The organism is Blautia sp. SC05B48, from assembly GCF_005848555.1.
Classification (GTDB): Bacteria; Bacillota; Clostridia; order Lachnospirales; family Lachnospiraceae; genus Blautia_A.
Genome location: NZ_CP040518.1, coordinates 2,849,196 through 2,870,337, shown reverse-complemented (window position 1 = coordinate 2,870,337; position 21,142 = coordinate 2,849,196). Strand labels below are relative to the sequence as shown.

Annotated in this window: 24 protein-coding genes; all 24 read right to left on the bottom strand. The window is 40.4% G+C overall.

Annotated features, from left to right (window positions below; translation table 11 throughout):
• Window positions 1–9 precede the first annotated feature (9 nt).
• Window positions 10–2,391: a VirB4-like conjugal transfer ATPase, CD1110 family gene (locus tag EYS05_RS13370; protein ID WP_138277733.1), complete on the bottom strand. Its 2,382-nt coding sequence runs from the start codon at window positions 2,389–2,391 to the stop codon at window positions 10–12.
• Between the two features lie 55 nt (window positions 2,392–2,446).
• Window positions 2,447–2,875 (bottom strand): PrgI family protein, encoded by a 429-nt coding sequence (locus EYS05_RS13365; protein WP_005426563.1) that lies wholly within the window; start codon window positions 2,873–2,875, stop codon window positions 2,447–2,449.
• A 14-nt stretch (window positions 2,876–2,889) separates the two neighbouring features.
• Window positions 2,890–3,762: a VirB6/TrbL-like conjugal transfer protein, CD1112 family gene (locus EYS05_RS13360; protein WP_005426566.1), complete on the bottom strand. Its 873-nt coding sequence runs from the start codon at window positions 3,760–3,762 to the stop codon at window positions 2,890–2,892.
• 4 nt (window positions 3,763–3,766) lie between these two features.
• Window positions 3,767–3,898 carry a Maff2 family mobile element protein gene (locus EYS05_RS13355; protein ID WP_373153066.1) on the bottom strand — a complete coding sequence of 44 codons (132 nt, stop codon included), beginning with the start codon at window positions 3,896–3,898 and terminating at the stop codon, window positions 3,767–3,769.
• 24 nt (window positions 3,899–3,922) lie between these two features.
• Window positions 3,923–5,620 carry a recombinase family protein gene (locus EYS05_RS13350; protein ID WP_015521926.1) on the bottom strand — a complete coding sequence of 566 codons (1,698 nt, stop codon included), beginning with the start codon at window positions 5,618–5,620 and terminating at the stop codon, window positions 3,923–3,925.
• Between the two features lie 26 nt (window positions 5,621–5,646).
• Window positions 5,647–5,829, bottom strand: coding sequence for a hypothetical protein (locus tag EYS05_RS13345; protein WP_015521925.1), 183 nt, complete (start codon window positions 5,827–5,829; stop codon window positions 5,647–5,649).
• A gap of 303 nt (window positions 5,830–6,132) precedes the next feature.
• Entirely contained in the window at window positions 6,133–6,249 is a 117-nt protein-coding gene (locus EYS05_RS17740) for a putative holin-like toxin (protein WP_015543458.1), read from the bottom strand.
• Window positions 6,250–6,513: 264 nt separating this feature from the next.
• On the bottom strand, window positions 6,514–8,421 hold the full coding sequence (locus EYS05_RS13340; RefSeq protein ID WP_023843669.1) for an AAA family ATPase: 1,908 nt from the start codon (window positions 8,419–8,421) through the stop codon (window positions 6,514–6,516).
• A gap of 38 nt (window positions 8,422–8,459) precedes the next feature.
• Entirely contained in the window at window positions 8,460–10,187 is a 1,728-nt protein-coding gene (gene mobQ, locus EYS05_RS13335; RefSeq protein ID WP_003864580.1) for a MobQ family relaxase, read from the bottom strand.
• A complete protein-coding gene (locus EYS05_RS13330; protein WP_015543456.1) occupies window positions 10,187–10,552 on the bottom strand; it encodes a DUF3847 domain-containing protein in 366 nt (121 codons plus the stop codon). Before EYS05_RS13330 ends, mobQ begins: the two co-directional genes overlap by 1 nt.
• A gap of 200 nt (window positions 10,553–10,752) precedes the next feature.
• Window positions 10,753–10,983, bottom strand: coding sequence for a hypothetical protein (locus EYS05_RS13325; protein WP_003864582.1), 231 nt, complete (start codon window positions 10,981–10,983; stop codon window positions 10,753–10,755).
• Complete coding sequence (locus EYS05_RS13320) at window positions 10,971–11,537, bottom strand: DUF3990 domain-containing protein (RefSeq protein ID WP_003864583.1); 567 nt, start codon at window positions 11,535–11,537, stop codon at window positions 10,971–10,973. Before EYS05_RS13320 ends, EYS05_RS13325 begins: the two co-directional genes overlap by 13 nt.
• The gene (locus tag EYS05_RS13315; RefSeq protein ID WP_003864584.1) at window positions 11,530–11,754 is read right to left on the bottom strand and encodes a DUF3791 domain-containing protein; all 225 of its coding nucleotides are present in this window, start codon (window positions 11,752–11,754) and stop codon (window positions 11,530–11,532) included. Before EYS05_RS13315 ends, EYS05_RS13320 begins: the two co-directional genes overlap by 8 nt.
• 322 nt (window positions 11,755–12,076) lie before the next feature.
• Window positions 12,077–13,588: a hypothetical protein gene (locus EYS05_RS13310; RefSeq protein WP_003864585.1), complete on the bottom strand. Its 1,512-nt coding sequence runs from the start codon at window positions 13,586–13,588 to the stop codon at window positions 12,077–12,079.
• 112 nt (window positions 13,589–13,700) lie between these two features.
• On the bottom strand, window positions 13,701–13,883 hold the full coding sequence (locus EYS05_RS13305) for a DUF6440 family protein (RefSeq protein ID WP_003864586.1): 183 nt from the start codon (window positions 13,881–13,883) through the stop codon (window positions 13,701–13,703).
• Between the two features lie 33 nt (window positions 13,884–13,916).
• The gene (locus EYS05_RS13300) at window positions 13,917–14,231 is read right to left on the bottom strand and encodes an L-2-amino-thiazoline-4-carboxylic acid hydrolase (protein WP_040466130.1); all 315 of its coding nucleotides are present in this window, start codon (window positions 14,229–14,231) and stop codon (window positions 13,917–13,919) included.
• Window positions 14,232–14,325: 94 nt separating this feature from the next.
• On the bottom strand, window positions 14,326–14,751 hold the full coding sequence (locus tag EYS05_RS13295) for an N-acetyltransferase (protein WP_003864588.1): 426 nt from the start codon (window positions 14,749–14,751) through the stop codon (window positions 14,326–14,328).
• A 57-nt stretch (window positions 14,752–14,808) separates the two neighbouring features.
• Window positions 14,809–15,330, bottom strand: a complete 522-nt coding sequence (locus EYS05_RS13290; RefSeq protein ID WP_003864592.1) for a GNAT family N-acetyltransferase — start codon at window positions 15,328–15,330, stop codon at window positions 14,809–14,811.
• 346 nt (window positions 15,331–15,676) lie between these two features.
• On the bottom strand, window positions 15,677–15,883 hold the full coding sequence (locus EYS05_RS13285) for a helix-turn-helix domain-containing protein (protein WP_106999789.1): 207 nt from the start codon (window positions 15,881–15,883) through the stop codon (window positions 15,677–15,679).
• 146 nt (window positions 15,884–16,029) lie between these two features.
• Entirely contained in the window at window positions 16,030–16,440 is a 411-nt protein-coding gene (locus EYS05_RS13280) for a single-stranded DNA-binding protein (RefSeq protein ID WP_003864594.1), read from the bottom strand.
• Window positions 16,441–16,463: 23 nt separating this feature from the next.
• Window positions 16,464–16,763 (bottom strand): hypothetical protein, encoded by a 300-nt coding sequence (locus EYS05_RS13275; protein ID WP_015543455.1) that lies wholly within the window; start codon window positions 16,761–16,763, stop codon window positions 16,464–16,466.
• 696 nt (window positions 16,764–17,459) lie between these two features.
• A complete protein-coding gene (locus EYS05_RS13270) occupies window positions 17,460–18,314 on the bottom strand; it encodes a substrate-binding domain-containing protein (RefSeq protein WP_015543454.1) in 855 nt (284 codons plus the stop codon).
• Window position 18,315: 1 nt separating this feature from the next.
• A complete protein-coding gene (locus EYS05_RS13265; protein WP_003864599.1) occupies window positions 18,316–20,034 on the bottom strand; it encodes a Na/Pi cotransporter family protein in 1,719 nt (572 codons plus the stop codon).
• Window positions 20,035–20,206: 172 nt separating this feature from the next.
• Entirely contained in the window at window positions 20,207–20,989 is a 783-nt protein-coding gene (locus tag EYS05_RS13260; protein ID WP_003864600.1) for an EAL domain-containing protein, read from the bottom strand.
• Window positions 20,990–21,142: the final 153 nt, after the last annotated feature.

Genomic DNA, 21,142 nt, shown 5'->3' with positions numbered 1-21,142 from the left:
TTTTGTCCGTTAAGTCTGAATCTCATCCGGTTTAGTACTCATCAAAGCATAGGTTCTGGTATCCTGCGGATATCTGTCTGCAAAAGGTATGATTACATTTCCGTAAAAAAGCAGCCCTTCTCCTGCATTACTGTTATTTACAAAAGAAATCTGATGCTTGGAAATATTCAATTTCTCCGCAAGGATCTTCTGATCCCCACTGTGCTGATTTAACATCAGGATAAAATCACTGTTTCCCACAATACTTTCTACTGCCAGAGAGCCAAGAAAATCTGTTACATTCTGGCTGATTCCTGTAATGATTCCACCCCACTTACGAAATCTCTTCCACATTTCAATAGAATAATTAGCAGTCTGTGGCTGGTTCAGCAAAAGGTGAAATTCATCCACATAATAACGGGTTGATTTCCTGCGACTGCGGTTCTGTGATACTCTTGTCCAAACCATATGCTGGACAATCAACATCCCTGCTTTTCGTAGTGTGGTTCCAAGTTCCCGGATATCAAAGCATACCACTCTGTTCTGCGTATCGACATTACTTCGATGGTTAAATACATTCTGCGATCCTGTTACATACAACTGCAGACTGTTGGCAATGTTCTGTGCTGCTGGTTTATCTGGTGCATAAAAGTTCAGACGTTCATAGAAATCCTGCAAAGTCGGCATATTTTCCGGTTTTGGATCATTGTAAAGATATTTTTTATAAATGTCTTTTACACACAGGTCAATCATGGAAACCTCATCACCATTTAATTCTGCATTTTGAGGTTTCTTCATAATGACCTCGCAGAAAGATGTGATAAACTCTGCTTTATCAGCAATAATGGTATCAATATCCTCCACATCGCCATTAATCCTGTATTTCTCCGGATGATAAATAACATCCAGGTTCACTTCCATAGGATTGATGTAATCATTACTTTTTGCACTGATTTTAATAACTTCACCATTTAAGGCATTTACCAGCGGAAAATATTCTCCCTCCGGGTCACAGATAATAATGTCATCGTCTGTAATCAGGAAAACATTGAGAATTTCTCTTTTCGTTGCAAAACTCTTACCGGAACCAGGAGTACCCAAAATCAGGCCGTTAGGTGTTTTCAATCGTTTCCGATCCACCATAATGAGATTGTTTGACAGTGCATTTAAGCCATAGTAAAGAGCTTCACCGCCTTGGAAAAGTTCCTGTGTGGTAAACGGAACAAAGATTGCTGTAGAAGTCGTAGTCATAATTCTCTGTATTCCAGTCCGGTTCATTCCCAGTGGCAGTGATGCCACAAGTCCCTGTTCCTGCTGATATTGAAGTCTCCGTATATTGCAATTATATTTCTGGGCGATTCCTGCAGTCTGATACACAATATTGTCCAGTTTTCTCTTATTGTCCGCTGTATTCATCAGCAAAAAAGTAAGTTCAAAAAGTTTCTCATTCCTGGACTGGATTTCATTGAGCAATCCCTCCACATCCTCTCCGTATGTAGAAATGTCCGTTGGAATAATATCCATATCATATCCGCTTCTGACCGCTTTCTTCTGTTCTTCAATTTTCATTTTCTGAATATTTGACAGCGTACTTTTCAGGCTTTTAATAGCTGCCTTGGGATCAATTGGACGCAGGTGCATATTGATGATAAGATTCTCTTCCAGATCCAGCAGATCTGCCAGCAATTTATCCGTAAGTTCTGGTGATGTAATCTGTAAATATGACACGCATCCAAAAGTCTGTCCCATCCTAAAATAGCTGTCATTGCGAAAATCAAATCCGGTAGGTGCAATAAAGTCTTTTGTCTGCAGACCTGTTTTTGCAACCATCCCATAATGGAAATGGAAAGATTCTTTTGTGTCCATATTCATCACATCATGCAGAATTTTCAGACGTTCTACCCCATTTAAAGGCTCTGCCATGGCTCCCATCACCTTAAAATTATTCAATACACTGGCTTCAATTCTCTCCAGCCTGGATTTTGCATTTCGCAGATTATCCGCCTTAATGGAAAATGTAATATATTTTGTTTTTACAAGCCCATTATTTCCTTTGGAAAGCTGCATTTTCAACATATCCGAATATTCTTTCCGAATATCATTGAAACAGTCATCCTGCTCTGGAATATCAATATTTTTTGCATACTCATCAAAATTCACCTGTTGATTAAGAAATGTAATTTGTACCTCAACAGAGCTGTCAAATGAATTCAGGAACTCACAATAGTTCTCAAAAATAGCCGCTTTATCATCATTCTGCGCTAACTGGTAATTTATATCGTAGAACTGCACCATTTTTGAATAATAGTTGTCATCTGTCCTACAGATACCATCCTTATATATTTCCTTATATGGAATCGTATCCTGCGCTGTAAAAGGCTTCCTCTTCTTCTGATTCTCCGCTTTTATCATCCGAAGTTCTTTCAGACGCTTTTTTTCCTCTTTCGTAAGTCCGGTTTTCTGTTTCTTATTTTTTTCGGTCTGCTTTTTTAAGGAAATGGAACGGATTTCTCGCTTCCCTGGCTTCTTTTGCCTTTTTCTCAAGCCATGCACCCTCTTTCTCTAATTTATCGTACTCTATAATCCGGTCATATAAGTTTTGGGAACGATAGACCCTGATTCCAGGTCTTAAAAATTTCTGCCGGATAATGTGAAGCAATATTTTCTCTGCTGGAAATCCATCCTTTTCATACATTGCAAAAAAGAAAAATGGCAGCATCACTATGATCATAAGCGTTGCTGCCACATCTGTTCCCAGTCCTGCTTTTGTCAGCAAATAGACCGGAACACCACAAATTCCTGCCAGAGAAAAACATATAATTTGTCTTTTAGTTAAATTCAATGCTAATTTTGTCTTTATTTTTGAAAAATCTTTCGGCACTGGAACATATGCCATATTCTTGTTTCCTCCTAATGTGCATTGAAGATTGATTTTGCCAGGGAACTGGTCTTAAACAGGCTGAAACATAAAATAACTGTATATGCTGCAACTGACCAGATGGCTGTATGAAGATTATCCGCAACTGTAATAGCATTTACCAGAACTGCATAAATCGCAACACATACCATCATAAAAAATCCCTGGAATCCCAACGCTAATAATGCCTTCACGTAATTATTTCCAATACTTCCCCATTCCCTGTTCGTAAATGTTGAAAACGGAATAGGTGCCACAGAGACATAAAGATATATTTCTATCATTCGTCCATATAAAATGACGGTAATCAGGACTGATATGATTTTTAAGCATAAACTGACCAGCATCGTTTCCAGACCAAGCCCCAGTAATTCTCCGATTCCCATATCTTCAATCTGCGTTTCAAGAAGTGTTTTCAATGCTTCTGTAACATCAATAGATGCAGAACCGGTTATCATACCGCCAGCATTAGATACCACATGATTCGCTACATCAAAAATTGCCATCGCAATATCAAAAGTATGAGTAACCAGATATACCGCTACCCACATCTTGAAAATGTATTTGAAAAACATAAACGTATCCGTATCGTGCATATTGTTTTTTTCCATAATCATGGAAATCAACTCATAACACAGTACAAATGTAATAATCATCCCCGCAATGGGGACAATGACATTATCCGACAGATTTTTTATCATGGAAAAAATGCCACTGTTCCAATTTTGGGGTGTTTTCCCAACCTCTGTAGCAATCGTTTCTACTTTGGTATTTACATCGGTGAACATGGTATCCAGGTTTGATGTGATCCAGCCTGTTAGCAGATCCTTTATGAACTCTGTTATTTTTTCGGTTATTCCACCCATTTATTTATCCAAACAAAGTTGCAAGCTGTGGAATCAGGTTTATTCCAATCAGTACGATGCCACCGCCCGCCATCAACTGTTTTATGTCTTTTATGAGAAAATATTTGCTCGAAATGAGCCTTGAAAAGATTAAAATAGATTAAATTTTGATAGATTTTTCTTATTTATGGGAGCCGGAACCTCTTTCGATGGTTCCAAGCTCCGGTATTGGTTTTAAGTTGAAATGAATTTCCATTGTGACCGTTTCAGGAGTACGGCAGTAATTTTCTGTTCCGTCTTTCTCCTGCGGTTCTGAGATAACGATTTTACTGATCAGCCGGTTCAGAAGATTGGCATCCAGTTCTTTGATGTCCGCATACTCGCTAATATCGTCAATCCACTGCTGGGACTGTGCATCCAGTTTTTCTTCCGTATTCAGCACACTCTCATTCTGGAAAAGTTCCTTTTTGATATCTGTCTGCTCCTTCTGTGTCTTCTCCAGCATCTTATCAAAAACAGATTCTGTAATCTTGTCATTGATAAGGTCATCATACAGTTTTGCAATCAGCCGGTCTAACGTTTCCAGGCGGTCTTTCTGCTTTGATACCAGCTTCTCCAGACTTTCCCTGTGTCCCTGTGTATCTTCCTCGCATAACTCCTTTACCCGGTTTTCCAGTTCTGTTCCGTCTCCGGTAACTGCTTTTGCACATTCCTGGATTCTGGTAAGGACTGCATCATACAGGTCATCAGCGTCCACCCGGTGCTGGGTACAATGTGCTTTCCCCTTATGGATATAAGTGGAACAGGTATAAACTTCATGCTGGTCTTTGGTGTGCGTCTTCTTCAACGTCAACGCACCGCCACACTCTGCACAGCGGAGTAATCCGGCAAACATGCTGTATTCTCCCTGTTCTGTCTGGCGTTTCCTGCCTTTCATCTTTGCCTGTACCAGATCAAATACATCCTGCGGAATGATTGCTTCGTGGGTATCCCTGACTGTGATCCAGTCCTCCGGAGCTTTATCTCCCTGATTGCCAATCTTGAAACGGTAGTACCTTTTCTGGGAAGCCATGTCACCACAGTAAACGGGATTCATCAGCAGGGATTTCAGATAGGATTCATCCCATACATATTTCCCATTTTCCGGGTCTTTCTTTTCCCATTTTGTGTAATAGGTGCGGAGTCCCCGTTTCCGGTGCCACCATGACGGGCAGGGAATCTGCTGGCGTTCCAGTTCTCTGGATATAAAGTTAATCCCATGACCGTCCACCGCCCACTGGAAAATTTTCCGGACAATCGGTGCTGTCTCGTCGTCAATCAGGAGATGTCCCTTTTCCTCCGGGTCTTTCTGATATCCCAGTGGTGGAACAACACCTGTAAACTTTCCCTTGGTTGCCTGCAGGTGATAGGACGCATGGACTTTCTTGGAAATATCTCTGGAATACATCTCGTTCAGCACGTTCTTAAATGGGGCAATCTCATTGTCTCCGGCAAAGGTATCCACATTATCATATAATGCGATATACCTTACTCCATGCTTTGGGAAAAACTCCTCCATCAGAAATCCTGTCTGTACATGGTTTCGTCCCAGTCGGCTCTGGTCTTTGGTAATTACAAGATTCACCAGTCCTTTTTCACAGGCTTTGAGAAGTCTCTGCAAATCAGGTCGGTCTGTGTTCAATCCTGTATAACCATCGTCCTGAAACACATCCACCACCTGCCAGCCCTGTGACTGACAGTAATTCACCAGTATGTCTCTCTGGTTGGAGATGCTGGCACTCTCTCCGGTCAATTCGTCATCTTTGGAAAGTCGGCAGTATACACCAACTCTCCAGGTTGCATTTCTTTCTATATTGTTACTCATATATCTGTTGTTCATCTGATACCTCCGTTACTTTGCACATCCTACGCAGATTTCAGATTACTGAACTCATAATCATTATACTGCTTATCTTTCATTATTGCAAGTTTATCTTTTGTTTTCGTGTCACGTATTTTCTGTGCGATCACCTCTGCAAACACTTCTTTTGCGTCCTGATCACCGTCAAAATATACTCTGATGTTGATAATTTTCTTCTTCACTGCCATTGTAAAACCTCCATTTTTTGCAAAAAAAGAGCAGCTAATCCATTTTTACAGATTAACTGCCCAGACTGTTGGTTACATATATTAAAATTTTTGTATTAACATTTCAGAAATTGGGGATATAATAAAGACAGGGATAAATCCCTGTCAGATGAACTGCATATTTTAATTTTCCCATTGAAAACAAGAGGAATGTGTGGTACATTTGTTATAGGAAAAGCACCCACTCCAAAGTGGATGCCGCCTGAGTTGACTAAATGGTCTTACGACCACCGCCTATCCTGTTGGCAGACAGGATAGGCATTTTTATTTCCTCTTGTTCTTCCGATCAAGAAAGGCAATAATCGCAATTAACAGGCTACCAAAAGCGATCAGTAAACTGAGTACGCCTAAGAATATTGAGATAATCTCATAAGCTGTCATATCACGCACCTCCTTTCTTTCATCTCAGAACCCCGAAAGGCTCCGGTCTGTAAATATCAGGAGGCAGCCACACCCTGTCACAGGTGCTTCCCCGTAACATTGCTGTTACCGGATAATCATACCATTATATCCGCCATATTACAATTCATTTTTGTTCCAGATTCACAGCAATCCTTATTCTGTATGGATACCTGCTATTTCCGTTTGATTGCCTTGCACCGGCAGACGGCAGACGGCAGATAGGGTATCTATAAAGCCTGCCGTTCACTCCAAAATTCTGCCGTCACCCATTCTCCCTTGTTTTTTTAATCGAATGGTATTTTCCTGCTTTTCATTCATCCGATAATCCAGTTCTTCTTTCATCCGGCTTCTGGCTTCTCGCATGGTTCTCTGGGAGATTCCCTGTGCTTTTGCCTTTTCATCCAGTTCCCGGATTGTGACTGCATTTCCGTCTGCAAGCAGTTCATAGATCAGTTTCGTTCCCCGTTGCAGTTTTGTTTCTGTCGGCTTTCCTTCCTTTCCGTCCAGAAGATCATCTGCGGAAATCTCATAAGCTCCCACCCAGCGGAATCCTTCTTCATCTCCAAGTTTAAATGCCATCGTCTCACCTGGAGGTGCAAGAGAACTTTTCTCATGGATCAGTACTCTTGTTGTCGGGTCTTTCTTTACTTTCCCGATAAAAAGCAGGCTTCTCACCGCCGCCATGATATCAATAGAACCAAGTCCCCGGTAAGTACTCTGTGTCCCTGAAGATTTATTCAGATGTCCGATCAGCACAATCGCACAACCGGTCTTTTCAGCGATCATTCCCAGTTTCCGGAATACCGGACGGACTTCATTTGCCCGGTTCATATCCACATCGGCACCGATAAAAGCCTGTACCGGATCAATGATTAAAAGTCTGACCTGATTCTGACGGATTGCTTTTTCAATACGGTCATCGGATAACGTCAATGCTTCCTCTGTATCATCAATGACCATCACCCGACTCAGGTCTGCTCCTGCTTCCACCAGCCTCGGCTTAATCGTATCTCCCATACCGTCTTCTGCAGTCTGATAGATCACATTAAAAGGTTCAATCTCTTCCATGTTCGGGAAAGTCTTACGGTTCGTGCAGGCTGCGGTCAGCATCATGGCAAAATAAGTTTTTCCCTCTCCTGGATTGCCCTGAATAATCGTCAGTTTTCCAAATGGCAGATAGGGAAACCACAGCCATTCTACACTGGTCTGTTCAATGTCTTCATAACACAACATCGGCACCAGTTCTTCCTTCTCCGGTACTTTCATTGTAACTGTTTCAATGATTGATTTCTTCCTGTCTGCATTTTTATCACAGAGGATTTCATTCCAGTCCTTTCGGGACGGTTTCAGACGGATGACACTGTATCCGTCCGGGATTTCTATTGCCAATTTCTCACTGGCTTCATTCCCTGCATGGTCATTATCCAGGCACAGGAAAACCGAAGTAATCTGAGGGCGTTCAGAAAGAAAAGCCATCAGTGCCGCACTGGAAATGCCACCCAGACTCAGGTAGCTCCGCTTTTTCCAGTCTTTGGGAAATAATTGGATAAAAGAAAGCAGATCAATGGCTGCTTCAAACACAAACAACTGATTATCCGTCCCTCTGTGACAGAATCCGTAAGATTTATCAGATTCAGCCACATCTCCCCGGTATTTTGTTTCACCAGTTCCCCTGCAATGGGCATATCTTGGAATACCGTCTGCATCTCTGCCAACAAACACCACATTATGGTGCTTCTTTTCTTCATAAATATCCCCACTGCCGATCCATTCCTCCACCATATTCTTTTCAATCCCTCTGTTTTCTGTCAGATATCTGATGATTCTATCATTATTTTCCTCTTTCTCTGGTAATCGGAAGTCAGGGGACGGGGCGGGGCAGGTACTGTTCCTGCCTTCGCCTTCCTCCCCGGTTAGCATCTTGACAGCTTCCGGAAATGTGGCATTGTAAAATTCCATCACAAAATCCACCGGATAGCCACCCCTCCCCTGACTGTGCCTGTACCACCGGTTTCCGGATACCGTTACACTGTCATGCTTTTTCCAACGGTATTCCTTTCCGCTTTTCCCTAGTTGTTCTCCCTGTGCGCTCAGAAAAGAAACAAGATCTGTCTGATTTGCTCTTATAATTTGTTCTTCTGTATACTGCATTTTGCTCATCCTTTCCCGTCTGTCCTGCTGACAGACTGTTATAAACTCATGTCATAGTTTCGCTTTTTCTTCACTGCCTGTTGTTTTGCATCACGCTCTGCACACTCTTTCTTTTTTTCATCCAGTTTTCTCAGAAGAGAGGTCTTCTTTTCTGGATTCTGCTCCGACTGGTTCAACGGCTGTTGCTCTGCTTTCCCGTTTTCTTCAAGAATCTCTTTCGCCTGAACTGTGTAAAATGTCGGGAACTTCACCTGCTTCTCCCTTTTTTCTTCTGAACGCCCGGAAGTATCTGCTTCTGCCATTTCCCGGTCACGTCTGGCAATATCCGCACAGCTCTGTACCTTTTTCACAAAAGTTAGTTCCTCCTGGTACGGCTGATTATCTGCTTTCAGCTCTTCGATCCCCGCCTGAAGTTCTTCTTTCTCCCGTTTCCATCTGGCAGTTGGCACTTTTCCATTTTTATCCAGATGTTGTTTCAGTTCCCGTTCACATTTGCGGTAATAATTGATTTCTTTTTTATGCTGCTGATAATATCTCTCCCGTCTTTTCTGAAAATAGAAATGGTTATACTCATCAATCAATGGCTGATTTGTTTTTATTACCTCTGCCATCTTTTCCAGATTCTCAAGTTCCTTTAACTGTTTCCGCTTTTCAGAAATTTCTTTTTTACTGACAGAAACAACACCGTTCAGTTCCTCAATCCGTTCCTGCAAGTCATCCATCGTTTCTATCTGATGTGTCTGAAGATAACTGATGGATTTTGCAAACTCCTGTAAATTGGAGAGATTCTTACCTCTCTGTTTCATCTCCGCATAAAAATTGGGAAGTGGTGGTCTGCCCTGTGTCTTTTTATCATAATAATCCTGCAGGCTTTCCAGCAGTGTCGGGTTCTGCCTGCGATCCAGCTCTGCTTTCATTTCCTCATAAGCTGTCTTCATCCACTGAATGGATTCTTTCAGAGAAATAAACATCTGGTTAAACTGCCGGATTGCCCGGTTCAATTCTCCGATCACCGTTTTGATTCCCTTTTTCTCCATTGCCCGGACTTCATATCCCTCATGGATGGTCGGGATCAGGTCAATCCCCTGTTCTTTGTAGGAACGGTGGTCGATTCTGGATGCCATGTGGCACTCCCTGAATTTCCCATTTACTTTCTCTGTCCATGCCCGCCGCCATTCTTTTAAAAGCTCCGGATCATTCCATCCGGTAGTAGAAACAGCATTGAACATATCTTTTCCTTTGGCATCCTTCACCCGGTTTCCATCCTCATCAAGAATATATTCCCTTCTCTGCTTATTGCCCCAGATTCCTTCCTCTGTAAAAGGACGGATTGGGACAAGCACATGGAAATGGGGATTATCCGGTTCTTCTTCATTTTCCGCTTTTCCCTCATGGACTGCCAGATCCACGATCATGCCACGTGCCACAAACTGCTCCTGGCAGAACTCTTTTGCCAGTCTGATATTTTCCTCAAGTGTCAATTCATTCTGCAGTGCAATGTCAAACGAATAGGCAAGCTGTGCCTTGTTGTTCCGTTCCACATGCTCCACCTCGTTCCAGAGTGTTTCCCTGTCAGTCAGACGCTCTGGCACATACTCCGGTGTCAGGATTTCTGTAAATATCACACCTGACTTGCTCGTATAATCGTGTATCTTGTTGTAATAACTGTCAAAAATCCTCTGCCCGGAAATATAGGCTGCGGAAGCGACCACCATCTGCCCTTTCCCTCTGGATACATTCCTTACTGAAAAATGATACAGTGCCATTAACTGTCATCTCCCTTCTCTGTCTTTTTTACTGCTTCTGCAATCTGCTGTTGATCTTTGTGTAAGGCGGCTATATGAGCCTGCCGCACAATACTCTTGTTGTAACTGCTGTTCTGCAGTTGATTCATCATGTCCTGGACGTCTTCCTGTTCCAGATCTCTGGACAGCGGAAATACTTTCTCAAACTCTGCCCCTTTGACAATCAGCCGGTGGGAACGTTCCCTGCGTTCTACCAGCTTCTTCCGCTGCTCCAGAATGTTTTTGTGGTGAATTGCTGCCTCCAGTTCCTGTCTGCTCTTTTCCATGTTGGCCTTCAGTTCCTCCAATGACATGGATTCATACTTTGGATTTTTTGCTCTGCTCATTTTCTTGTACTCCTTCTTTTTTCTGTAAACAAAAAGAACCGGCTTATTCATGAATGCCGATTCCTGGGTATAAAAAACTGAGGTCGTTGTCCTGTGATTAGGAAATGCTGACCTCAGCGTTTTTGAAATATTTAATTGTTGCTCCTTGGAATGAAAGTCTTTGTCACCATTGTCGTATAAATTTAAACTCACATCCCATATCAGGATTTCTTTAATTCTTCCATATACAGTTCAGCTATATATGCCGGACCAGTGCACCACAGCTTTGTCTTCTCATCATACAGTGCTTTTCCTGTCTTTGAACACAAAAAATCTGTCAATACCTCGTTTCTGTCCTTGCCTGTCTCTTCTGCGATTTCATCTGTCACCATAGTGATCAGAAGGTCGATTGTATAATTCATTTTTTCCTTTGGAATTGTTACTTCAGCCATATCTTCTCACCTTTCACAAATTTCAGACACTCAATAGCTGCCTCAGTTTTAAAGCAGTATTGATCTTTCAATTTATTCGGCAGCAACTGTCTGATACAGAAATCGTCTGCTACTTTATCACCTGCAGTCCCAAAAGCACCCGCAAGATAAGCGGTAAGAGTAGCGTTTGTTGCATCATCCGCAATCTTTCCTGCAATGATATCATATTTTGCCATTTCACGTTCAACCTCAATAAACATTTTTTTCTTTCGGTGAGCGGCGATACAATGTAACCAGTCCACATCTGCATTTTCAAAAATATGCGTTTCAAGATTTTCTGAAAGTTTGAATTCAAAAGTTGAAATATATCCAAACTTCTGCCCCTCTTCAATTGTTCCGGTTGCGATGGCTTTGGCTATTGAGGTTCTCAGAAAACTTTCTTCCTGTTCCTTTGATGTGGTTAAATAAAATCCCTGTCCAAAATCTTTTCTCTTTGCACATTTGGCAAGATCTGGCTCTTTTACTTCACAATAACTTCCATGATAGAGAACAAATCCATCTTTTAACTCAAGCACTAATCTCTATCCCCTTTCTTTGCAAAAATTCAGTAATATCTTCAAGCACAGCTTCATCGCCTTCACAATGAAAAATCCCATAGCATTTTTCTATATATCCAAGAACATCGGCTTCTTTAAACAAGTGGATAATCTGTTCAACAGGTAAATGCCACTCTTCTGAAGCAAGCCGGATTAGTCTTGTTTGCATAAAAGTAATCTCTGTTTTCTCACTCATTATGAATCCTCCTCATTTTCTTAGTCAGTAAAACCGGAATTGTTGATTACCAAGGCATATTTCCAAATCGACTAATAAAAGTTACTGTTAGTCCGGTTTTATCAATCATTGCAAGTTTTACGATTGCGCCTGTACTGTTTGCTTTCCTCCGTCGACATTCAAATCTGTTGCCGTGGCACCTGGATCAGCGCAGTTCACCTCTTATGTCTTGGAGTCCTTTTGCATACTTCCAAAAGAACCCAGTCCGCTTGAAACATTTACGATAATAGTTTTATTTTTTCTCTCATTGTCATACAATGCACCTACTTCCCCAGAATTTATTTTACCACGTATTCTTCTGTTCGTCTGTCACCTGCATCGTATCTGCATTTACCAGATAAAAATCTACCAATTCGGTCTCGTAATTGCCATCCGGATATACTTTTTCTAACACCAGTTCTTCGCAGGAATTACCATCTGCATCTGTCTTGGAACCATTATCGTACAGACAGTATCTCACATTTACCGTATTACCGTTCTTTGTTTCCTGCGTTTCGCTGACGACAGCATAGACTTCTCCCTTTGCATTCGCCGTGTAACTGAACGCCATATTTTGAAGTGTATTCTGCTCCTGAAGGTAATTATAAACTGCCAGCATTGCATTTTGAATTGTCAGACCATCATGCTGCCCTTCTGTCTCGTAATCTTCTATGGTATTTCCACTCTGAATATCCTCTGAATCTGTTGAATTCTCTGTATCCAAATCCGGTAATTCTGTAGTATCCTCTTCTTGATTATCTTCTTCATCTATTGTATCCGAAGACCACCACAGACCATCCATACTCTGCATAACAAATGGATTATTGGTTCTGTATCTCCGTTCACCACCATAATCTTCCTGCACAGTTATATACGTATATTTGCTGTCACAACCAGTCACCGTTTCTGTTCCATCCATTCCGAACACTACACTCAGACCACTCATTCCAATAATCAAAAGTGCAAATATCGCAGCAGCTCCATAGACAATTATCAATGCCACTTTGTTTTTACCGAATTGTATGGATAATGCCTGGCAATTGTGTCTGTATAAACTCACGATCCCCCAGATCAAAAGAACCGCCAGACTGATTGTAATAACAGTAATCGATATTTCTGCGAAACGATATCTCACTTCATATCCCATATCACGTTTTATACCATACCACAATCCATAGAAGAAGGTACTATACGCAAGAACCAAAGTAATGATACTGATCCGTATCGGATGCTCTTTTTTATCCGGCACTGCCTTCTTCAGTGCCTCTGCCATCTGCGCTGCCGCTCTCTGCTCTATCCACATAGCAAGCTCTGCTTTTGACGGATATGTGCATTTAGTATCCGGAATCCCTGCGTAACACATCTGGCTCTCTTGAATCCCTGTCGCATCTCCTGCTGCCATTGCTGTAACCACTTTCAGGTAATAATACAACTTCAACTGTGCTGGATTGAATTTATCTATACGAATATCTGCCAGCTCCTGTGCAGCCCGTTCATAATTGTTAAGGAGTACACTCATCCGTGCCATAACCAAAAGCATCTGATTCGCTACAGCAGGGTAACGGTGATATTGCTTCTCATATAAATACCGTGCATACTCATGTCGTTCTTCCGGTGTTAACCGATAGGACTTCTTTCTATTCTGTGCCAGCATCGCAATTCGCAGACCATAAGCCAATTCCAAAATTGCAATCAGCTGGCAGATAAATGCACCAAATCCCCAGATATCCGTTGTATACCGCACATAGGTCACCAACACAATGCCTAGCATTGCCGGAATCACGATCAACCATTTTGTCCAACCTGATCTTCTCATAAAAATCTCCTGAATTGTTTTTCTGAATATAGTATATTACCGCACACACCAATCGACCATATACATATTGTGACGATGCTGTTACTTACCATAACAGTTGCTGTTTCTAAGGTCATCTATTTATAGCCTGAGAAATAACTGGTTTCCCATCTCTGTCCAACAATGGAGTCAGTCCACCTGAATACCCACATGCATGATATAAATAATTCACACCAGTTTCCTTATCCACCCATATCTCAGTAGTAGTTAATGCTCCCTGAGAATATATTTTTTCAAATCTCTCTTCTTTCGCCATTTTCAATTTCCTCCCATAATCAATTTTTCGGTTTTATAAAAAATGTTTCTCTGTTACTTTCTCGATTGTATCATGACATACAGTTCCATCTTCGGCAATCGTCGATTTTCTGATAAATCTCGAATGATGCTTTAATACTCCATAAGCATACCAGTCATGGTTGCAAAATACTTTGCAGAACTCTGCATAGCCATGTTCCTTACAGGTATCGAAATACAGACACCTGCTGATTTCATAAGTAAATCCACTATCATCATCCTGCAAAATTTCTGTCTCCCAACATACCTTTTTTTCGCCCTCCAGATCATCTACCAGAGACTGTCTCACAATCTTATAGCCATTCGGCAATAAATCGACATGCTTTTTTCTCTTTTTCCGTTACCATATTTTCTCCCAACTTGCACACTAAGTCATAATTTTCCAAACACTAAAACTTGAATTTCTATTTCTGCTGCCATGCCATTACATAGTCTTTTTCTCCAGTAGCTTCATCCAAACCGCTATACTGAATCTCAAATCCTTCTCTTTGATAAAAGGATATTGCCCGTGTATTTTTTTGATATACATTTAAGATTAATTTGTTTCTTTTTCCCTTTACATAGTTTAGCAAAATTTTACCTATACCTTGAGATTGCATTTCGGCAGAAACAAAAATACCTTCAATGTATTCGTTACTTAACCCTATAAAACCCTGTATTTCCTGTTTATCCTCGTAAACATAGACAGTTGCCTGTAATAGAAGTTCTTTTACTAACTCAAAATTACTTTTCCAATATTGAGCAGAGATAAAATAATGTGTCTTTATATTTGTATCTAACCATATTTCTGCAACTTTATTTATATCCACTTTCCGTAATTCTCTAATCATAACGGTGATGCTCCTCAAACTCCGATTTTCTCAATTTTTCAAACTGGAATTTACGAACTACAATATCTTTTCGAGAAAAAGATGGTTTTTGTGTGCAATTACATCTCCAACTTTTTTAGAAGCACTAGCAATTATTTCAAATCCATTTTTTTGATACAAAGATAGCGCAGGAATATTTTGACTTCCTGTATCCAAACGTAGTGCCCTACAACTATTTTTTTGTGCTAATTCTGTAGCGAATTTTATTAGTGATGATGCAATTCCTTTACCAGACATACTCGGACGTACCATTAAAAGGTGAATTACCATTACCTCATCTTCAGATAATTTTTCTTTCCAAGGAATAGTTGCATATTCTATTGGTTGAACTTTATCAATAATGATACTTCCAACAATTGTTCCGTTTTCTTCATATACAAACAAAGCACCAGCATAAATAGCCCGTTCTGCATCATCTTTCGTTGGATAAACCCCTTTCTTAAATACAGTAAAGGCTGTATGATTCAGTTCATACTGGAAATGCTCATTGTAAGTATCTTCAATCGAATTAACATCTTTTAGTATTGCTTTTCTAATCATAAAATCTCTCCACAAATTTTGATTTCACACTTTCTTTCCCCTTATATGTCTATATCTGAAATATTCAGTCACAAACTTTATCAGGGATAGGCATCTGTGCCGCAAGGGGATCTTCCCCTTGTACGAAATCTCTGATTTCGCTGTATTTCCCGGTTTGAGATTTCTTGAAATCGGGAACAGCACCGCAGGTCGCACGATACAGGCAGATGGAATTGCCTGTATAGAAGTGCGCTCTTAGCGTTGCTAAGAGATTTATGCCGTATCCGGCGTGTTATCTTTTTTCAATTTCTTTTTTCGACTTCTGAAGCATTCTTCCAGTTTTAATAATTTGACATGTCTGCTCTTGTTACTCATCATCTGTAGATTCCAGCATCTCATCAACGGTGCAGTCCAGCTTCTTGCAGATCTTCTCAATCGTCTCCATTGATACATACTGGTTTTTTCCCATCCTGGCAAGAATATTTCCACTGATCCCGGTGAGGTACTGCATCTCTATCCGCTTCATATTTTTATCTATGAGCATTTTCCATAATCTGTTATAACTTACGCCCATAAGCAACCTCCATATTTTTCATCTGAACATATTTTGATTATATCACGATTTCGTTAGGTTGAATACCTGTAATTTTTGATGTCTTCTGTAAAATGGAAAAGAGGATGCCCCGACAAAGGGCAACCTCTCCAACCATTTACTTCGGTTTAGTCGAATGGAACCTCACCTTCCGGTGCTTCCATAAATCCGTCCTTATCTGTTTTCGGTGTTTCCGATGAATCAGCTCCAACACCATTATCCTTGTTCTGGGCAAATTCATGTTCTTCCACGATCACATCTGTAGTATAAATTGTTTTCCCGTCCTTGTCCTTATAATTGCCAGTGCTGATACGACCGCCAATCACAATCCTCATTCCCTTGTGAAGATATTTCTGTGCAAACTCTGCACTCTTTCCGAATGTGACACAGGAAATAAAATCCGCTTCCTGTTCACCGTCACGTTTATATCTTCTGTTTACCGCCAGTGTATATCTTGCTACTGCCATATCATTATCTTTTCCGGCATATTTGATCTCCGGATTCTTTGTCAGTCTTCCCATTAAAACCACTTTATTCATAATCGTTACTGTCCTTTCCGCAGCTACGCTGCCATTGCATATTCTTCATCATCTGTTTCATCGTCCGGCATAAACATTGCACATGCTTCCGGTGGATTGGTATCATCCGGTGAAAATATTTTCCGGATCATTTCATACATGATCGGATACCGATATGCGATTTCTTCTCTTGCAAGGAATCTGCATACCCTGTAAAGATTCTTTTTCATTTCTTCATCTGTTGTAAGCATGGCAACCAGATGGATTCTCTCCCTTGTATAAATCAGATTCGGGCATCCAAACCAGTTAATCAACTGCATTTCTTTCATTTTCAGTTCTGTCATAAACTGCTCCTTTCCGGGCATTTTGCCCTGTAAACATTGTCATCAGTTTCATTCGTCCGGCGGTCTGGCGTGCGTTTCCCTGTCACCTGCAGCCGTCTCAGACTGCCTCTGCCTGCATCAGCAGGTCACTGACCATAAGGCTTCGGTCAGCCGCCCATCATCGGGAGTGTCATTATAATTTCGCTCGCTCTCAGAAAAAGAAAGGTCATGGCATAACTCCTGTTAGGCTTCCAGGGTGCACTTATCGGTTGTCAAGGTTCATCGAAGGAACATTCCAAAACGTCCTCTGATTACTAGAGTCAAATGACTTCGCAAGATGCAAAAGATTCGTGATATTTTTTTGCATTTTTATCATTTTTTCTTTTACTTTTGTTAGTCCCTTCACATACTCTGTACTGAGACAGGCAAAAGCGGACATCTTTGGGGTAAAATTTTTAAAATAATTGTTCCTCTACCTATAAAGCCTGGGAAGCGGTATTTACCAACCCCCTTTTGCAAGTTTTTTTCGCATAAATGAAATATTCCCTCACTAATAGCAAGTTTCAGAGGGCATTTGGACGGTACTTTTGCAGAAAAAATTATTTTTCCACTAATCACACGTGGGAATTTGAAGAATGTCAGATAATTTTGAAAAAATCCAAAAAAGAAGCACCGACCGTTATAGTCAGTGCTTGTAAGATATTATATTCGTTTTTCTCAGGAAAGATCATCCCAGTTTTTATATGTTCCATTGTACAGACCTGTAAGTTGTTTTATTGTAAGATTTTCCAGTGGATTTTCTTCATTTATCACAATAGCTATAGCATCTTTTCCAATGACTTTTGTTTCCAGAAGCTCTGCTTCATAATCCTTTAATTCTCTGGATGACATTGCGAAATCACACTCTCCACTTATCACCGCCGTAATCCCTCTTGAAGAATCTGTTGCTTTTACTTCTATTTCAGCATTTGGATTTTGTTTCTGATAGTCATCTGCCAGTGCTTTTACCATTGGTTCCATTGAAGTGGATCCTTCAATCAGAATCTTTCCTTCTGACTTGTCAGAAAGGAATGTTGTTGTACTGTCAGCCTGAATACAATATTGTTTCACAATATCCTGTCCTTTACTCTTTACATAAGTCAGGAAATCCTGTTCCACATCTGTCAGTTCTCCATTATAAGCCAGATAATAATCCCTGCAAAGAGGATAACTGTTATTGTCTATTGTTTTCTCAGAAGGAAGAACTCCGTTGATTTGAAGTATTTTTCCATTCGTATCTGTTGCGGAACTATATGCGACATAACCAACTGCGTTTTTATCTTCTTCCACCTTTTTCAGAACTTTCTCTGTAGAATCAACAACTATTCCTGTATCACTCTCAGGCAGTTTCAAAAGATTCTCAAATTCTGCTCTGGTTCCTGACCCTTCTTCTCGTGATACAGCTGTGACAGCTCCCATAGCAGACAGATCCGGCAATGGCTCTTCCTCGGTTCCACATGCTGTTATTCCCGTTGCCAGCATTATCATTATCAGCAGAAGTGCAGATTTTCGGATGTTTTTTTTCTTTACCATTTTATACTGCACCTCTTTCCATCATTGATTTTCCCGTCTCTTCATCAAGGTTTATAAAAGCCACATTATCACAGGCTTCTTCTGCAATGCTGACACAATTATCTGCCATACGGTCAAAATTATACATGATCCCAGAAAAATATCTTGTCATAGACGCATCACAAACCTCATTTTTTACACGGTTTAAATGTGCCTTACTGTATTTTTTCTCTGCTTTATGCATTTTTTTCTTATTTTCAAAAACTGTTTCAGCCACTACAGCATCACCCTTACGGATTGCCTCCATTGCTTTCTTTAAAAGCTGCTGGATAATATCAATGCAGTCTTCCATTTCTGAGGAGGCTTCACTGGTCAGTCTTTTTCCATTGTTATTTACTTTTTCACATATCTGGTCAATATCTTCACATCTGTCTGCAATCCTCTGAATACTATTGTTTACATACAGTAACCCTGCCGTCTGCTCAGACTGTTGTTCTGTAAGGTTTCCGCTTGCGAATAATCTGGTAATATATTCTGTCACACTGTCCTGTAACTGATGTACAATCTCCAGATTTTCTATAAACGAACCATGAGTTTTTGAGTCTCCATCTGCTACAATCGCCGTTTTTAAATCACTTAACAGAGATTCTGCCAGTTCTCCAAGTCGGTTCAGTTCCTTAGATACCAGAACCATAGCAGCCGCCGGCTGTTCAATCACTTTCATATCCAGATATTTGGGTTCAAAAGCTGCTTTCTCTGTTTTGTCATTTCCACGGATGATTGTTGTAACAATTTTTACCATCAGCGGAATCAGTGGCAGCCAGACCAGTGTACAGACGATATTAAACGTTGTATGTGCATTTGCAATCTGTCTTGAAATCACATCAATCTCATTTCCCTTTGGTGAAATAAACTGGACAAATTTTGCAAACCACGGAACCAGGAAAATAAAAACGCAGCTTCCACTGATATTAAAAATACTATGCGCAATTGCTGTACGTTTTGCATTTTTAGATTGTCCAATTGATGCAAGAAGTGCTGTGATCGTTGTACCTATATTATCTCCAAGAAGAATCGGAATCGCACCGGTAAGCCCTATTACACTGCTTACTCCGTCCGGTCCTGCCTGTGATGCAAAATTCTGCAGAACTGCAATCGTAGCTGAACTACTCTGCACAACCAATGTCATGACCGCTCCCAGTACAACACCAAGAACCGGAATGGATGAAACTTTTCCCATCAGATCAACAAAGACCGGACTTCCCGCCAAAGGTTTCATGACTTCACCCATGATTTCAATTCCTTCAAATAAAAGTCCGAATGAAAAAATTACCATACCGATATTTTTAACCTTTTCTTTTTTGCTAACAAAGTTCAGAATAAATCCAACAAAGATAATTGGATAAATATAATTGCTGATTTTAAATGCCATCAGCTGTGCCGTCATAGTGGTTCCTATGTTGGCACCAAAGATAACAGAAATTGCCTGCGGAAGACTCATAAGTCCCGCACTGACAAAACCGATAACCATAACTGTCGTCGCTGAACTGCTCTGCAATACAGCTGTTACAAGTGCTCCGGCAAGTGCTCCCATAATTGGATTTCTTGTAAGAAATCCAAGGATTTTTTTCATTCGTTCTCCTGCGGCTTTCTGAAGTGCATCACTCATGCTGTTCATTCCATAAAGGAACAAGGCAAGGCCACCGATCAGACCAAAAACCACTTTCACATTCTCGTTCATTTCTCTTTCCTCTCCTGTTATTATATAAGATCTACATTTTCCTATACAATTATAGAAGACAGAAATCAAATCTATGTGAGTGCTTGTGTAAAATAGGTGTAAAAATCAATGGAAATCTTTATAATGTTATAATTGACTTATTCATTTTTCACCTGCTGACATATAGTTTTCATTACGATTTATTATTCAGTCTACGTAATACCAACATCGCCTCATTCCTTACATTTTTGAACGTTCTGTCCGGTCTTCCAAGAAAATATCCTTGTCCGTAATGAACACCTAATCTACACAGACACTCCAACTCTGCTTCTGTTTCTATCCCTTCTGCAATCAGAATTGCTCCTGTCTCATTACAGTAATGCAACAGAAATTCCATCATAATTTCCTTTTTCTTATGTTTTTGAATATCTCTGACCAGTTCTATATCAACTTTTAAGTAGTTTGGCGATGTATTTACTACACGGTTCAGACCAGAATATCCAGCTCCAACATCATCCAAAGCTATTTCATATCCCTGATCTGCATAATGCTTCATAATCTGTTGCAGAATCTGATAGTTTTCTATATCCGACCGTTCCGTTATTTCAAATACAATGTCACAGGACGGTACTCCGGCTTTCGCAGCCTTACGGTTTGTAAATCCCTGTATGAACGATTTATCCTGAATGATATTACCATCTACATTAAGAAATAATTTTGCATGTTCTGGTTTATTCGCCGCTGCCTTCAATGCTTTATTTCTGCACAATTTTTCCAATTTCCAAACACAGCCTACCTGTTCAGCAATCACAAACAAATCTGAAATCATAAGAGTCGTATCATGCCTGTCGATACGACTAAGAGCTTCATATCCTGCCACATCTCCAGTCTGTAAATTTACAATCGGCTGAAATACCGGATATATAGCCTTTCTTTCTAATATTTTATAAAATTCATCTGCATTTTTTACTTTCATTATTTCTTCTCTGCCTCTGTGAATACATTTTCTGTAACCCTATCAACCCACTATATGATATCATCACTTTTTCATCCTTCAATCAGATTTAAGTAAAATCATAGTAAATTTTCACCATTGTTCAGCCAGACCAATTCTTATATAACACAAAGC

Coding starts and splice junctions, on each gene's coding strand:
- EYS05_RS13315 (WP_003864584.1), bottom strand. CDS start 11,754: ATGAGTGAGAAAACAGAGATTACTTTTATGCAAACAAGACTAATCCGG.
- EYS05_RS13275 (WP_015543455.1), bottom strand. CDS start 16,763: ATGACAGAACTGAAAATGAAAGAAATGCAGTTGATTAACTGGTTTGGA.
- EYS05_RS17740 (WP_015543458.1), bottom strand. CDS start 6,249: ATGACAGCTTATGAGATTATCTCAATATTCTTAGGCGTACTCAGTTTA.
- EYS05_RS13265 (WP_003864599.1), bottom strand. CDS start 20,034: ATGAACGAGAATGTGAAAGTGGTTTTTGGTCTGATCGGTGGCCTTGCC.
- EYS05_RS13305 (WP_003864586.1), bottom strand. CDS start 13,883: ATGGCGAAAGAAGAGAGATTTGAAAAAATATATTCTCAGGGAGCATTA.
- EYS05_RS13325 (WP_003864582.1), bottom strand. CDS start 10,983: ATGGCTGAAGTAACAATTCCAAAGGAAAAAATGAATTATACAATCGAC.
- EYS05_RS13360 (WP_005426566.1), bottom strand. CDS start 3,762: ATGGGTGGAATAACCGAAAAAATAACAGAGTTCATAAAGGATCTGCTA.
- EYS05_RS13290 (WP_003864592.1), bottom strand. CDS start 15,330: ATGATTAGAAAAGCAATACTAAAAGATGTTAATTCGATTGAAGATACT.
- EYS05_RS13285 (WP_106999789.1), bottom strand. CDS start 15,883: ATGGGCGTAAGTTATAACAGATTATGGAAAATGCTCATAGATAAAAAT.
- EYS05_RS13340 (WP_023843669.1), bottom strand. CDS start 8,421: ATGCAGTATACAGAAGAACAAATTATAAGAGCAAATCAGACAGATCTT.
- mobQ (WP_003864580.1), bottom strand. CDS start 10,187: ATGGCACTGTATCATTTTTCAGTAAGGAATGTATCCAGAGGGAAAGGG.
- EYS05_RS13260 (WP_003864600.1), bottom strand. CDS start 20,989: ATGAAAGTAAAAAATGCAGATGAATTTTATAAAATATTAGAAAGAAAG.
- EYS05_RS13295 (WP_003864588.1), bottom strand. CDS start 14,751: ATGATTAGAGAATTACGGAAAGTGGATATAAATAAAGTTGCAGAAATA.
- EYS05_RS13365 (WP_005426563.1), bottom strand. CDS start 2,875: ATGGCATATGTTCCAGTGCCGAAAGATTTTTCAAAAATAAAGACAAAA.
- EYS05_RS13330 (WP_015543456.1), bottom strand. CDS start 10,552: ATGAGCAGAGCAAAAAATCCAAAGTATGAATCCATGTCATTGGAGGAA.
- EYS05_RS13310 (WP_003864585.1), bottom strand. CDS start 13,588: ATGAGAAGATCAGGTTGGACAAAATGGTTGATCGTGATTCCGGCAATG.
- EYS05_RS13370 (WP_138277733.1), bottom strand. CDS start 2,391: ATGATAAAAGCGGAGAATCAGAAGAAGAGGAAGCCTTTTACAGCGCAG.
- EYS05_RS13280 (WP_003864594.1), bottom strand. CDS start 16,440: ATGAATAAAGTGGTTTTAATGGGAAGACTGACAAAGAATCCGGAGATC.
- EYS05_RS13270 (WP_015543454.1), bottom strand. CDS start 18,314: ATGGTAAAGAAAAAAAACATCCGAAAATCTGCACTTCTGCTGATAATG.
- EYS05_RS13345 (WP_015521925.1), bottom strand. CDS start 5,829: ATGGCAGTGAAGAAGAAAATTATCAACATCAGAGTATATTTTGACGGT.
- EYS05_RS13350 (WP_015521926.1), bottom strand. CDS start 5,620: ATGAACAACAGATATATGAGTAACAATATAGAAAGAAATGCAACCTGG.